The organism is Halalkalibacter nanhaiisediminis, from assembly GCF_007830185.1.
Lineage (GTDB): Bacteria > Bacillota > Bacilli > Bacillales > Bacillaceae_D > Halalkalibacter > Halalkalibacter nanhaiisediminis.
The window spans coordinates 61009-75156 of sequence record NZ_VLKZ01000006.1; the positions used below are offsets into that span (position 1 = coordinate 61009).

General features: G+C 37.3%; 18 protein-coding genes. 5 read left to right on the forward strand and 13 right to left on the reverse strand.

All coding sequences use genetic code 11. The annotated features are described in order from the left end of the window. Positions 1–89: 89 nt before the first annotated feature. Positions 90–530, reverse strand: a complete 441-nt coding sequence (locus tag IQ10_RS11505; RefSeq protein ID WP_144450665.1) for a YlbF/YmcA family competence regulator — start codon at positions 528–530, stop codon at positions 90–92. A 68-nt stretch (positions 531–598) separates the two neighbouring features. After that, positions 599–814 carry a hypothetical protein gene (locus IQ10_RS11510; RefSeq protein WP_144450666.1) on the reverse strand — a complete coding sequence of 72 codons (216 nt, stop codon included), beginning with the start codon at positions 812–814 and terminating at the stop codon, positions 599–601. Between the two features lie 108 nt (positions 815–922). Here IQ10_RS11510 and IQ10_RS11515 point away from each other — a divergent pair, with 108 nt between their 5' ends. Then, positions 923–1690, forward strand: coding sequence for an ATP-grasp domain-containing protein (locus IQ10_RS11515; RefSeq protein ID WP_144450667.1), 768 nt, complete (start codon positions 923–925; stop codon positions 1688–1690). On the opposite strand, the gene IQ10_RS11520 is transcribed toward IQ10_RS11515, so the two are convergent. The 3 genes from IQ10_RS11520 to IQ10_RS11530 all read right to left on the reverse strand — a co-directional run bounded on the left by IQ10_RS11520 (position 1687) and on the right by IQ10_RS11530 (position 2967). Continuing rightward, on the reverse strand, positions 1687–2112 hold the full coding sequence (locus IQ10_RS11520; RefSeq protein ID WP_144450668.1) for a hypothetical protein: 426 nt from the start codon (positions 2110–2112) through the stop codon (positions 1687–1689). The genes IQ10_RS11515 and IQ10_RS11520 overlap by 4 nt on opposite strands. Positions 2113–2259: 147 nt before the next feature. Further along, complete coding sequence (locus tag IQ10_RS11525) at positions 2260–2538, reverse strand: YlbE-like family protein (RefSeq protein ID WP_242009815.1); 279 nt, start codon at positions 2536–2538, stop codon at positions 2260–2262. Positions 2539–2541: 3 nt separating this feature from the next. Further along, positions 2542–2967, reverse strand: coding sequence for a YlbD family protein (locus IQ10_RS11530; RefSeq protein ID WP_144450669.1), 426 nt, complete (start codon positions 2965–2967; stop codon positions 2542–2544). A gap of 131 nt (positions 2968–3098) precedes the next feature. Here IQ10_RS11530 and IQ10_RS11535 point away from each other — a divergent pair, with 131 nt between their 5' ends. Continuing rightward, positions 3099–3605, forward strand: coding sequence for a PaaI family thioesterase (locus IQ10_RS11535; protein WP_144450670.1), 507 nt, complete (start codon positions 3099–3101; stop codon positions 3603–3605). An 88-nt stretch (positions 3606–3693) separates the two neighbouring features. On the opposite strand, the gene IQ10_RS11540 is transcribed toward IQ10_RS11535, so the two are convergent. Next, the gene (locus tag IQ10_RS11540; RefSeq protein ID WP_242009825.1) at positions 3694–4773 is read right to left on the reverse strand and encodes a CAP domain-containing protein; all 1080 of its coding nucleotides are present in this window, start codon (positions 4771–4773) and stop codon (positions 3694–3696) included. A 356-nt stretch (positions 4774–5129) separates the two neighbouring features. Between IQ10_RS11540 and IQ10_RS11545 the strand changes: the two genes are divergently transcribed. After that, positions 5130–5480: a YugN family protein gene (locus IQ10_RS11545; protein WP_144450672.1), complete on the forward strand. Its 351-nt coding sequence runs from the start codon at positions 5130–5132 to the stop codon at positions 5478–5480. Positions 5481–5528: 48 nt separating this feature from the next. On the opposite strand, the gene IQ10_RS11550 is transcribed toward IQ10_RS11545, so the two are convergent. Further along, on the reverse strand, positions 5529–5984 hold the full coding sequence (locus IQ10_RS11550) for a TcaA NTF2-like domain-containing protein (protein WP_144450673.1): 456 nt from the start codon (positions 5982–5984) through the stop codon (positions 5529–5531). A 199-nt stretch (positions 5985–6183) separates the two neighbouring features. Between IQ10_RS11550 and ytvI the strand changes: the two genes are divergently transcribed. Beyond that, positions 6184–7242, forward strand: a complete 1059-nt coding sequence (ytvI, locus tag IQ10_RS11555) for a sporulation integral membrane protein YtvI (protein ID WP_144450674.1) — start codon at positions 6184–6186, stop codon at positions 7240–7242. Positions 7243–7289: 47 nt separating this feature from the next. Here the strand turns inward: ytvI and IQ10_RS11560 are convergent, their stop codons facing one another. From IQ10_RS11560 to cyoE, 6 genes are all read right to left on the reverse strand, one after another. Then, positions 7290–7838 (reverse strand): DUF420 domain-containing protein, encoded by a 549-nt coding sequence (locus IQ10_RS11560; RefSeq protein ID WP_144450675.1) that lies wholly within the window; start codon positions 7836–7838, stop codon positions 7290–7292. Positions 7839–8001: 163 nt separating this feature from the next. Beyond that, positions 8002–8349 carry a cytochrome C oxidase subunit IV family protein gene (locus tag IQ10_RS11565; RefSeq protein ID WP_144450676.1) on the reverse strand — a complete coding sequence of 116 codons (348 nt, stop codon included), beginning with the start codon at positions 8347–8349 and terminating at the stop codon, positions 8002–8004. A 4-nt stretch (positions 8350–8353) separates the two neighbouring features. Continuing rightward, on the reverse strand, positions 8354–8974 hold the full coding sequence (locus tag IQ10_RS11570) for a cytochrome (ubi)quinol oxidase subunit III (RefSeq protein ID WP_144450677.1): 621 nt from the start codon (positions 8972–8974) through the stop codon (positions 8354–8356). A 3-nt stretch (positions 8975–8977) separates the two neighbouring features. Beyond that, positions 8978–10846 (reverse strand): cytochrome c oxidase subunit I, encoded by a 1869-nt coding sequence (gene ctaD / locus IQ10_RS11575; RefSeq protein ID WP_144450678.1) that lies wholly within the window; start codon positions 10844–10846, stop codon positions 8978–8980. Between the two features lie 35 nt (positions 10847–10881). Then, positions 10882–11913, reverse strand: a complete 1032-nt coding sequence (gene coxB, locus IQ10_RS11580; RefSeq protein ID WP_144450679.1) for a cytochrome c oxidase subunit II — start codon at positions 11911–11913, stop codon at positions 10882–10884. A gap of 71 nt (positions 11914–11984) precedes the next feature. Next, on the reverse strand, positions 11985–12923 hold the full coding sequence (gene cyoE / locus IQ10_RS11585) for a heme o synthase (RefSeq protein ID WP_144450680.1): 939 nt from the start codon (positions 12921–12923) through the stop codon (positions 11985–11987). A 301-nt stretch (positions 12924–13224) separates the two neighbouring features. On the opposite strand from cyoE, the gene IQ10_RS11590 reads away from it, so the two are divergent. Next, positions 13225–14124, forward strand: a complete 900-nt coding sequence (locus tag IQ10_RS11590) for a COX15/CtaA family protein (RefSeq protein WP_144450681.1) — start codon at positions 13225–13227, stop codon at positions 14122–14124. The last annotated feature ends 24 nt before the right edge of the window (positions 14125–14148 follow it).

A 14148-nucleotide genomic window follows, 5' to 3' on the forward strand; every position in this document is an offset into this window, starting at 1 on the left:
CAACAGCAATCATTGGTTTAAAGCTGATTATGAATTTGTTTCGTATGGATCATTGTAAAAGGGGTGAAGCGTTACGCTCCACCCCTGCTTTATTTACATCCACAGCCTCCGCCAGATCCACAGCCTCCACTGCAAGACATGCTATCAAAGAAAGGATTACCTGTTGGTACCTTTATTGTATCAGAAACGGCTTTTGCGATTATTCCACTTATCTCATTCAAAAGGGATTCAAGCTCATTTTCGGCTTTTTTGAATGCAATGACACTCGGTGATAAATCAACCTCACGTTTAATCTTACGTATATCGGCTGAAACTTTATCGTAATCAGGGTGATATTTACCAAAACGCTGTACTTCTTCATAGTGTTCTTTCATCGCATTAAAACGACGAATACGCTCTTGTGCTTCCCCATCAGACTCAAGCTCTCGTTTCATCATTACATACGTTAAAAAAGGCTGGGATTGAAGAACAGCTTGGCCGAGATCACTCGCTTCATCTATTAACTCATAGGTTGACATAGTTGCAAGCATTAGCCACACCTCCTCACATGTATTATAACATGTACATATCGGATACGAAATGAATCACACTTCTTTCATTAAATAGGTAAAAGTAGCTTTTGTCTGCATCTGTATTTTTGGCATGAGTTGAAGGTACTGTACAAGCTTAAGGAAGATTCTATTGCTGCTTGTTTATTCAACATTTTTTGGAGATTTTTTACCTTAATTGTCTGTGAAGGTGAAGCATTTTCGAGCATTAAGCTCATGGCAACATATCCTAGTCGAATGGTTAATGGCTTAATCATGCCAGACATTGACAATCCTCCTTCGTACGACTATAATTCATTCGTCTATTATTGTGAAAACAGCTATGTACCATCCTCAAATGGGCATAGAAATTGTATAAAGTAGGTGCATGAAAGTTGAAAATTGTGACGTTTAATCCATTTCGAACAATTGGTATCCCAGGTATTAAATATGTCAAACCTGAGCATATGTTTGAAGAGCGTGAAAAAATTGATGAAGCAGATGTTTGTTTATTCCCTGAAAATTGGCAAGTGAATGCTTTAGTGTATGGCATGAAAAAAGAAATATTCCCAAGTATTCAATCGATTCAGCTCGGCTTTAACAAAATTGAAGTGACACGAGCATTATGGAGTGTTTGTCCTGAACATGTACCTAGAACGCTCATTTTAGGTCGCAATCATGATAATATAGATCGCGTATTTGCTGAATTCCCATTTCCTTTTGTCGTAAAAGAAATTCGTAATTCCATGGGCAAGGGTGTTTTTCTCATCGAAAATCACAAGCAATTTAATGAATATGCTGAGAATAATCCTTATTTTTATGTACAAGAGTACTTACCGATTGATCGAGATCTTCGTATTTGCTTTGTCGGTGATGACGTCATCGCTTCCTATTGGAGAATCAATGAACGTAATACGTTTCGAAATAATGTCGCTCAAGGTGCTCGCATCTCATTTGACGATATCCCTGAAGAAGCGATCGAACTTGTTCGTAAAACCGCTAGAAGTCTAGGTGTCAATCATGCTGGCTTTGATGTTGTCTCAGTCGGAGGTAAGTTTTATTTTCTAGAATTTAATACTCTTTTTGGCAATCAAGGCTTTCAACAATTAGGAGTTTCAGTAGAGAAAAGTATTTACAAATATCTTCAAAACAGGCTAACTTAAATACGTATGTGAATGGTTTCTTCCATTTCATAAGGTGTTCGATCATTTTTTACAACAGCAATTTGAATGTCATGTTCCCCTCTAGGCAACCCATTAATGACAAATGCAGCTTCATAAAGAGTGCCGATATGTTCTCCGTCTATATAAAGCCGTAGATGCCCTTCGCCTTCTTGGTGCTTGGTACCGGCTTTTTCTTTTGAAAAACGAAAACCATTTATAAAGCATTCGATTAAGAGCTCTTGATTGAATATATTGTGATTTACAATCAGTTTTTGTTCATCACTAGCTACTACTTTTACAATCCCAATGCTTTGAAGGGGAGCAATCGTTAGGCTCGAATGATTAATGATAGATTCTTCAGCAAACGTAGTGTTTAAAGGTATAAAACAGACAATCATGAATAAGAAAGTGATTCGTTTCATCTCTTTTTGTCCCCTTAATAAAGAATTTAATTTAGGCTTCCTCAAAAGATCCTTCTCTATGTAAAAAGCCTAAGCCAAGCTCTTCCATTTGCTATCTCTTTTTTAATTTCAAGATAGCAAACAAGCTTAGATTAGACTTTTCAAGAGTTATCTCCTTTGTGACGCTTGGGCCACGGTTGCTTGGCCTGCTTTTAACATTTCAATCATCATCATCGCTAGACCTAAATGATTTTGGACCTTCTCTACACGTTGTGGAAACGTTCTGCCGTAAAAATAGTTTGCTTCTTTCTCTACCAAGGAAAGTTGACTAGGGTCTCGGCCCAATTTTCGATACCAGTTAGGATGCTGTCGAACATATTGACGTATCTCAGGATGTTGAGATAAAACATGTTGTATATCTGCACGCAAATTGATCATACCCTTCATCAATTAATCACGCCAAAATGAAAATGGGTGATCCTGTGGTCCTTGACTCGGTGGATCATTAGGGCGTTGAAATGATTGAATCACGCCTTGAACATTTGTCAAAACTGAGCTAAACTGAGAAAGATGATTTTGTAAATCCTGTACATTTACTCGTCTTAACAAAGACATTATTTGCCCTAGAGTAGCAGTGGCACTTTGTGAAGGTTGTTCATCTTGCTCTGTATCTTGAGAAGAATCCGTTGATTGATTCGTTTCTACTTGCTTATACGCTTGCCATTGTTCATGTTCTGCCCCAAGGATCGACCATTCCTCAAAAAGATTCTGTAAAGACTTTCGCTCTTCCCTCACTTCATTGATAAGCAATGGATGCTGCCTCATAAATTCTTTAAATTGTTGTACCGAAGGATGTAATTCCTCATTCGATTCCATCTCATCACCCCCTACCTTTTTCTCTCTATAGCTTACAAAAAAGCCTAGTCCTTAGTTCGCCCATTTTTCAACCTTTATGCTAAAATTATAGATGAAGATAAACCTATTAAAAAACGAAGGAAGGGCACCCTATGAATGATGTAGCGAATGAGCAATTGCTTCAAAGAGTAGAGAATTTCCTTACTAACTCCTCTGATGAAGAGCGTCACCTGTTATCAACAATCATCAACGGATTTTCCGAAAAGCAAAATGGTACATACACAACGTATTTAGCAGCATTAACACAGATTAAAACTCGCTTTCTTGAAAATGGAGATTATGAAGTGATTTTACCCATTCAACCTCTTATTGAAAATCCTCTTAAAATCGTTCATGGTGGAATGACTGCAACATTATTAGATACAGCGATGGGTTCCTTAGTTAATCAGTCCATATCCTCAGACTTGGCCGCTGTCACAACAGAAATGAATGTGCATTATATTAAACCAGGCGTAGGAAGCCATTTGAGATGTGTCGCCAGCATTTTAAACAAAGGGCGACAACTTTGTGTCACTGAGGCAAAAGTTTATGATGAGAAAGAAAAACTTATCGCAATGGGGACAGGTACATTTTTTATTATGAAGCGTCCAAAGAAATGATCGACATACTAAAAAAGGTAACTCAAAAGTGTCTGGTCTATTATTTAAATCAATCACATAGCTCAGACACTTTTGTTACCTTCCTGTTCTAAAATAATCTTGGAGTCATAAAATTTTGAGTATAGTAATCTTGATAAACACCTACTCCTAAATGTGTGAATTCTTCATGTAAGAGATTGATACGATGCCCTTCACTATTGAGCCAACCTTCTACTGCCGCTACACCATCCACATATTTTGCTGCTATATTTTCACCCGCAAGGCTGAAACGAACTTCTCCATTTTCAAAACGATCGACTAGTTCTCCGTATGTCGGCGATGTATGAGAGAAATAATTATGAATACTCATATCTCTGCTATGCAAATAAGCGATACCTGCGACATCCTCTTCCCATTTAAATGGTTCTAGTTCATGGCGTTCTCTAATAATATTTGTAAAATCAAAAATTTGTCTAGCATCTCCAGCCTCAATAGCAACCCATTGTTCAGCTGATAGTTCTGGTCGTTCTGGCAAAGTACCACGATAGGTAACTGAATAAGGCTGTTGCATCAAGAGTACGTCGTTTGTCATCATCCGAATGCTAGATAATGTACCTGTAAACGTATCAAAATAAAGTTGAATCCATTGACCATCTAGCTCGGTGAGCGGCCTCATTCTTAAATCCTCACTTGATAACTGAAATTGAAAGACGCCCTCACTAGTGCTTACATCTACTCGTTCTTGAAATGAGAGCTTTTCATTTAAAGCTTGGTACGTTTCACCAAGAGAAAAAGCTTGTCCACGAATATCACCAGTTAGAAATACCGTTACCACTTGATCTTTTTCGACTCCAATTTGCATATAGGTCTTTTTAGAAAGCGGATAAATCCACCATTCATATCCGTATGCTGAAAGATCCTTTCTATCTGGCTCTCCAAATTCGTCAATCACTTCTTGAACCGTCATGCCAATAAAATATTCATGCTCATCTAGTAATAACGTCATTTCTTCTGAAACTGGCGACTCTTCTTTATTATCTAACAATGGTTCAGTGTCATTGATGTCTTTATCCATTATCTCAGAAAGTATAGGTGGCTGATCAAAACGTTCCTTAATTTCATCTTCAAAGGTTGTTTCAAATGTAACAAGAAATATTAACAAGACAACCGCTATCATCACCCCAAACATCTTTTTCAAATTGATCCTCCTTACTTATTATTAATTTTTGGTAATATTCACTATATAGCTAAATCTAAACATCGTTTTTAAATGTTCAATCTTTCTACCATATTCAATACATTCGGATTCATGTTGCTTAACTCCTTCCACTAATAGTGTAATCTTTATCACAATAAATGTATCCTATAAAACGAAATAAAAATAATAGACAACTAAATTCCATAGTGATTCATGATTTGCTTGAATTTATTCAATTGAATTTTCACATTCTCCATAAAACATTCATCATTAAAGCGTTGCAACTGAAGCCTTTTCATACTATCATAAGGAGAGTACATATAAGATAAATTGGAGGCGGTTTTGTCGTGAAGTTTGATCATATTGAGCTAGCAGATAAAGAATTGAAGTTTGAAACACTTCGTCATGCAGCAGAATCGATTGGTTTGGTCCATGCAGGTCAATGGGACTATGAGCGTGTAATGTTTGATTATAAAATCGTGAATCAAGGGGACATTTATTATCTTCGTGTTCCTGCATACGCGATAAAAGGTGATATCCCTAAAGATGATACAATCGTTAAGCTAATGACTCCAATTCTTGGTAAGCATTATTATCCACACGGTGTTGAATACGAGGGAGAAACGTTCCCTAAACCAATCGTTGATAAATGCAACAATAAACTTGAACTTCTTAAGAAAAATCTTGAATCAAATTAATCTATGACTTGAAATAAGACAATGAGGATGATCATCCTCATTGTCTTATTATCTTTGTTTAATTGTCACAATTCGTAATGAATCATCCTCACCACGAACTAGTTCAAAGCGAACATTTCGCTCAATTGTATCGTCGCCTCGTTTTTCGTGAATGATTACTTTTTCTTTTGCATCGACGAAAAGCTCATCTATTTCATCTTTATAAACAGACTCAACCTCAAATGAAATGAGTTCTTTTGTAGCTTTTTCATCATGTAAATCACTAGCATAACGTCTTAATGAATGATAGAAGCTATTATTAGTAATTAAATAAGGTTCAAGTGGATTAAAATCACCCGTATTAACCGCTTCTACCATAAGTTCCTTATAGGATTTAACAAATAATTTTACTTCTTCTGCCTCAGGACCTTCTATCTCAGTTAACTGTTGTGGTTCTGCTGAACTGCAGGCTACCATTAGTAACATAATCACTGTTAAGGTAAAAACTAAATTCATTTTTTTCATTAAGAAACGCTCCTTGTTTGTTTTACTTACCCAACTTTATTACCGAACGATTATAACACAAAATGTCAGAAAAAGGTTGAAGTAAGAGGAGACAGAAATGTGAACGTCTTGCAAAATAAAAAGTGTTTAATCTGTTCATTCGTTTGTCGACGTACTATAATAAAGATAGTATTTATGTGTAAGAGAAAGGAGTCTCAAATTGGCAGCACTATTGAAAAAACGAACATTTATCCTCTTGCTTTCCCTTATTGTAATTTTGGCTGCAGCCTATTTTATTTTACCAGTATCGATTCCGCTTATTACAGCCTTGGTGACCGCACTTTTTTTATCACCCGCTGTTCATGCTCTCCATAAACGAGTGAAAATAAAACGACATATTGCCGTCTTGATTGTCTTTACCTTATTTGTCTGTTTCATCGGATTTACAGGTTACTATCTTACGACCCAAGCAGTAACACAGGGAACACTGATTATTGAGAATTTACCACAATACATAAACGATTTAAATCGTGCATGGCTCAATTTTCAACGAAACCTTGAAAGTGAATTTGAAAATCTACCACCTGACCTTGTACAAGAGATTAATTTTCAAGTAACACAAGCATTAAACGAAATGCGTGCAACGATAAGTGATCGGAATTTAATCAATGATGTGGCTTCTATCATCTCAAGTATCCCTGGTTATTTCGTTACTTTTATTGTTTATTTAATTGCTTTATTTTTATTCATGCTAGAACTACCTTCTTTAAAACAAAAATTATACACATTCTTTTCAGAGAAAACAAAGGAGAAAGTCAATTTTATGACTGCACGACTAACGTTTGTCATATGGGGCTTCTTCAAAGCACAGTTTTTAGTAAGTATCATTATTTTTATCGTGTCTTTAATTGGATTATTGTTCATTGATCCTGAAGTTGCGCTATTAATGTCATTTATCATTTGGATTATTGATTTTATTCCATTGATTGGATCAATTGTCATATTAGCTCCTTGGGCTATTTTCCAATTAATCGTGGGTGATGTGTCAACTGGGACACAGCTACTGATTCTTGCTGCTGTGTTACTTATCATTCGTCGTACAGTAGAACCAAAAGTGATGGGACAGCAAATTGGCTTATCTCCTTTAGCAACGTTGATTGCGATGTATCTTGGTTTAGTATTTTTCGGTATAATGGGCTTCGTTATTGGACCATTAATTGTTATTGCTTTTACTTCTGCAAAAGAAGCTGGCATAATTAAAATGAATTTTAAAATATAAAGCGGTACTCAAAAAGGCTGGTCAAAATTTGACCAGCCTTTTTTGTATTAATAATAAGGTGAAATCATAAGGTAAACAATAACACCTGTAATACTTACATACAACCATATCGGCATTGTCCAGCGTGCAATTTTACGATGGCGCTCATTTTCCATATTCCAAGCGCGAGCAACTGACGTCAGCGCAAGTGGAACAATAATCGCCGCAAGAACAATATGGGTAATTAGAATAAAATAATATAAGCCAGCCATAAACCCTGAACCGCCATATGGCGTAGATTCAGAAAGGAAATGGTACGCAACATATGTTACAAGAAATAACGTTGTTGAAGTAAATGCAGCATAAATAAATCGGCGATGCACTGTCACATTTTTCTTAAGAATAGCAGCTAAAGCACCAACTAAAAAAAGAAACGTAAAGCTATTAAAAATGGCATTCATCATCGGCAAAATCGTTATATCAAAAGCATTAAAATTTTCTACACCTGGTAATCCAGATAAGAGGATGACAATCCCGTTTACAATAATCGTGATAATAATGATTGCAGGCTTATAATTTCGCTTTGTATGTGCGTGCTGCGTTGTATCTTGATTCAATCTAGTCACTCCTTTTTTGAAACTACTATTAATTAATCTCTGCTATTCAATTCTATTATACATGATCGATAACGATAGCACCTAAAGCAGCTTTTTACAATCTGATGAACAAAACAGAACGGCTCCCATCTATTGACGAGAGCCGTTCTTTCTTTGTTTATAATTAGTATTTAACAACACCAATTAATAACATTAATGCTGCAATTGTTGGCATCGTAACAAAAATTCCAGTAATCATAAAAGCAGTAGCCCAAGCATGATCTTTATCCTTCAAATGCATGAAGAAAATCAGCTGAAGAGCAAACTGAATGACCGCTAAAAGAAGAATGAACGGTATCGCAAAAGAGCGTGGAATAAAGTCTGCACCGACAGCTAAAAACGACATGATTGTAAGGAAAATCATTAAAGCAAAAACGATAATCTGCTTTTTAATTTCTTTATTCGTTTGACGTTTTTCTTCTTCTGTCATCGCACTTTTATCAAATCGTTGACTTAAGATATTATCTGCCATATGATCAACCTCCTACTCCCATAAGATAGACAACTGTGAAGATAAATACCCACACAACGTCGATGAAATGCCAGTAAAGACCAGCAAGGTAAAATTTAGGAGCATTCGTTAAAGTGATACCACTTCTGCTATAGCGGATAAGCAAGACGATAATCCAGCTTAATCCGAACGCCACGTGAGCACCGTGCAAACCTACTAACGAATAGAAAGATGAAGCAAATGCACTTGTAGAAAATCCAAGTCCATAATCATTCACATAAACATAGAACTCATAGATTTCAAAGCCAATGAAACCTAGACCAAGAAGAACAGTAATCCACATCCATGCTAAAAACGTTTTGAACTTGTTTTTCTTCATCGCAAACATAGCAAGAACACTAGTCAAACTACTTGTAAGTAGAAGCATTGTCATAATAAACACAAGATCTAGATGGAAAAGTTCTTGTGAAGTTGGTCCATCTGCTACCCCGTTACGTAGCCCTAAATACGTCCCGAAAAATGTCGCAAATAAAATCGTCTCGCCACCAAGGAAGAACCAGAAACCGAGAAACTTGTTTTTACCTTCTAATGTTGCCCTCTCTGGATGAGAAGGAAGTCCTTTTGAAGCATCAACTGCACCCGCCATTTCTTAGTTACCTCCTTTCTTAAGCTCAGCTTTAATTTGCTCTACTGGAACATGATAGCCATGATCTTCTTTAATAGAACGGACAAACATCGCTCCAAATGTAATAACCATACCACCGATAAACACAATCCATGGACTTATTCTAGGGTTATCCATATTCATCATAATAATTCCAAATCCAGCAAAGAAAAGACCGATAGAAATTATTAGTGGAAGAATCGAACCATTCGGCATATGAATTTCTTGAATAGGTTCTGCTGGCTTCATTGTCCCATCTCCATGAACCTTTTCATAGAACCATGGATCAAGTGAACGAACCTGCGGTGTTTGTGCAAAGTTATACTCAGGTACAGGAGTTGGTGTTGACCACTCAAGCGTACGAGCATCCCAAGGATCTGCCACTGTTACACGCTCACCCTTGAACGCTGAGTAAATAATGTTAATAACGAGTAAGATGACACCGGCAGACATGAAAAATGTTCCGATTGTACTAATGAAGTTAAACGTATCAAGTCCTTGATCGCCAAGATATGTATACACACGACGAGGCATCCCCATAAGACCTAATAAATGTTGAATAAAGAATGTTAAATGGAAGCCAATATAGAAAATCCAGAAAAACAGCTTCCCAAGTGTTTCATTTAACATATGTCCGAACATTTTCGGATACCAATAGAAGAGACCCGCGAAAAGAGCAAGGACAATACCACCAACAACAATGTAGTGGAAATGGGCTACAACAAAGTAAGTATCATGATATAGATGATCAACTGGAGCCATCGCAAGCATAACACCTGTTACCCCACCAAGTACAAATGTTGGTACGAAAGACGATGCAAATAACATTGCTGTATTAAACGTGATCTTTCCGCCCCACATTGTAAAGAGCCAGTTAAAGATTTTAATACCAGTTGGAACCGCAATTGTCATGGTTGCAATTGCAAAAATGGAGTTGGCAACTGGTCCTATTCCTACAGTAAACATATGGTGAGCCCATACCATGAAACCTAAGAAAGCAATAATCATTGTTGCAAATACCATTGCTGTGTAACCAAATAGACGCTTTCTTGAAAAGGCTGGAATAACCTCTGAAATAATCCCGAAAGCAGGTAATACAAGAATGTAAACTTCTGGGTGACCAAAGATCCAGAAAATATGTTGCCATAAAACAGCATTACCACCCATATTCGGAATAAAGAACTGTCCATCAAATACACGATCTAACATTAAAAATGCCAGACCTGCTGCAAGTGGTGTAAATGCAAAAAGAATTAATGTTGATGCAATAAACGATGTCCACACAAATAATGGTAGGCGCATCATTGTCATACCAGGAGCACGCATATTAACGATCGTTACAAGAAAGTTAATCGCTGAAATAAGTGTACCGATACCTGATACTTGTAAACCTAATACATAAAAGTCAAGTCCAATTCCCGCATAATCACGGCTTGATAGTGGTACATACGCTGTCCATCCAGCATCTGGTCCCCCACCGAAGAACCAGCTCATACTAAGTAATACTCCACCAGAAAAGAAGATCCAAAAACCTAGTGCGTTCACAAATGGAAACGCAACATCACGGGCTCCAATTTGTAGTGGAATGACATAGTTCATAAATGCAAATAATAAAGGTGTAGCGGCTAAGAAAAGCATTATCGTACCATGCATCGTAATAAATTCATTAAATGTTTGACCACTTAAGAAATTCATTTGTGGATACATAAGCTGGATACGCATAAATAATGCCATCACACCAGCTTTTACAAAGAAAAGCGCCCCTGCAATCAAATACATGACTCCAAGCTTTTTATGGTCAACCGTTGTTAACCAATCCATAATGACGCTTTTTTCCTGTTTATGTCCAGCCAATGGATTTACCTCCTTCTTACGTCAAATTGGTTCAATTAATCTTCCTTTACGCTTAATGAGCGTAAGTAAGCGATAAGCGCTTCCATATCTTCATCGCTAATATCTGGGAATGCAGGCATGTTATTACCTTGTTTTAATGACTCTGGATTATGAATCCAAGCTGCAAGGTTTTCATCTGTGTTTTCAAGATAGCCTGCAATCACTTCACGATCTGCAAAGTTTGTCAAAGCAGGTCCTGCTGCAGTTCCGACGCCACCAACTGCGTGACATCCAATACAGCTATTTGCTTCAAATACAGCACGTCCTTGTTGAGCAAGCGTTTCTGTAGGTTCAGCAACTTCAGCTTGCATCCCTTCAACCCAAGCATTATACTCGTCACGCTCAAGTGCAATGACTTTAAAATCCATTAAAGCATGTGCAGGTCCACAAAGTTCCGCACACTTTCCTTTAAAGACACCTGGTTCATCAGCTTGCAACCAAAGATTATTTGTAATCCCTGGAATCGTATCTACCTTACCACCTAGTGCTGGTACCCAGAAAGAGTGAATAACATCTTGTGCATGCAATTCAAAAAGAACCTTTTCACCGACTGGAATGTAAACTTCCTGACCAGCAGTGAAGCCTTCTTCTTCATAATCAAATTGCCACCAGAACTGGTGTCCAGTCACTTTAATTCGAACAGTATCCTCCCCAACATTTGGGTCTGGTTCCTTATCCGCCAACATAAATGTTCCCGTAATAGTCGGAACAGTTAAAATCGCTAACAAAATAATTGGAATAACTGTCCAAGTAATTTCGAGTGCCGTATTCCCGTGTACTTGCTCAGGAATTTCGTCGTCTCCAGGCTTACGACGATACTTTGCAAGAATAATGAAAAAGATTGCAAATACGACAATTGTCACGAATGCCATGACATACACTGATAAAAGCATGTTGTCAAAAATCCATTGTGACTGTGGTCCCTTTGGATCAAGGGCAGTTAAGTTCGTCTCTCCCAAACAACCCGTTAAAACGAGCACTAGTAATGAAAGAGGTAGAAAACGCCATGCAGTTTTCCAAAGTTTCATCTGACAATCCAACCTCACTTTCGTAACGTAGTAATTTACTACAAATAAATATATCTACAATCATTATTCACTTAAATATGAACAATGACCATAAGAACAAATAGAATCGTTAAATAGTTTAACGAATAAACAAACATTAATCTTGCCCATTTTATATCATCTTTCATCATAAAACCAGCAATACCAAGCGCTAACCATCCTAAACCGAGTATCGCTGCTACGATTGTATAAACAACTCCAAATGGGTATAGCATTAAAGAAACTGGCAAAAGTGCCGCAACATATACAACCATTTGACGCTTCGTCATTTTAAAGCCAGCAACAACTGGTAACATCGGTATTCCAGCAGCACGATATTCTTCAACACGCTTCATCGCAAGTGCGAGAAAATGTGGTGGTTGCCAAAAGAACATAATGAAAAACAATAACCACGCGTATGAGTGTAAACTTCCATCAATAGCAGCCCACCCAATAAGCGGAGGAACCGCTCCTGAAAAACTACCAACAACCGTATTCAATGTTGTTGTACGCTTTGTCCACATCGTATAAAGGACGACATAAATAAACAGGCCGATGAGACCGATAACTGCGGCTGTAGGCGTTGTCAGTGCTAAGAAACCTAAACCTAAAGCAGCTTGTAACAGACCTACTATTAAAACATGATTAGCCGTAAAACGACCTGTAACTGTTGGCCGGTCTTTCGTCCGCTCCATGATAGGGTCAATATCACGATCAATATAATTGTTCAACGTACAACCGCCTGCCATAACAAGCGCTGCTCCTAAAAGAGCAAATATCATTGAATCCAGATGTGCTCCTATACCAGTACTTGTATAGACTGCTGCTAAATAAATACCAGCAAATGTTGTAATCAAGTTAGATGTTACAATCCCTTGCTTCGCAAGCACAAGATAGTCCTTCCAAGACCTTTGCTGCTCACTCGCAACTGATGAATCTGGACCAGTTTTGATTACTTCTGTTGCTTCAAAGACTGTATTGGTCTTATTCATCAATTCTTCACCCCCTTTGTAGAGTCAACTAACATTACACACTTCTACAAAAATATATTAGGAGAATATTGGATCACCTAATATTTCACACAAACACATTATATCTCAAAATCTACTTTGTTTCATTAAATTCGCGAGTTTCACATTATCTTCACATTTACATATGTCCATAAAAAATTCACTCTAGTAAAATTGACTTTTATTCCGTTTATTTTTAATATCAAACATGAAAGCAATGAATATTACCTTTGCTTACTCTAGCACATATTTCGACAATTTTATAGAAGGAAAGGTGAATTGAATGCATAAAAGATTAAAAATCTACGGCATTCTGACCTCGATCGGTGTCCTTATTGTTCTCTTACAGGGCGCATTAGTTACTAAGACTGGCTCTGGTGAAGGCTGTGGGGCAACATGGCCATTATGCTTTGGCGAAGTGATTCCAACTAGTCCTGCCCTTGAAACAATTATTGAGTACAGCCACCGAATCGTATCTGGATTAGTCGGTGCGATGATCATCGTACTTGCTATATGGTCTTGGAAACAACTAAAGCACGTGAAAGAAGCAAGGTTTATGGCGATCATGGCAGTGATCTTGATTATTTTTCAAGGACTATTAGGAGCAGGAGCAGTTGTATTCGGACAATCGAAAGCAATACTAGCCTTACATTTTGGAATTTCAGCAATGTCACTCGCGGCTGTTGTCTTGTTAACGATCTTGTCCTTTGAAGACGGGCGAAAGAAACAAGTTACAGCAAGCGTTACGAAATCTTTCAAGAATTATTTCTTTTTCGTTTTAGCCTATTGTTATGCTGTTATTTACACGGGGGCTTACGTTAAACACACAGATGCTACACTTGCCTGTTCTGGATTCCCTCTTTGTAATGGTCAATTGTTCCCAGGATTTGAAGGGACAGTCGGTGTTCATTTCTTTCATCGTATCGCTGGCACAACTCTTTTATTGCTCTTATTTATTTTAATGATTTGGACAATTCTTCGCTTTAAGCAACAGCGTGTCCTTGTCTGGACAAGTGTCCTTTCATTTATTCTCGTTACAGCACAACTTATTAGTGGTGTATCACTTGTTTTCACACAAAATCAAATCTTAAGTATTGGGTTATTACATGCACTTATAATCTCAGTCCTTTTTTCAGCGCTTTGTTACATGGCTATGATTTTGTTGCGTAAATCAAATAAATAACATAATAAAAATGACAGCATTTTC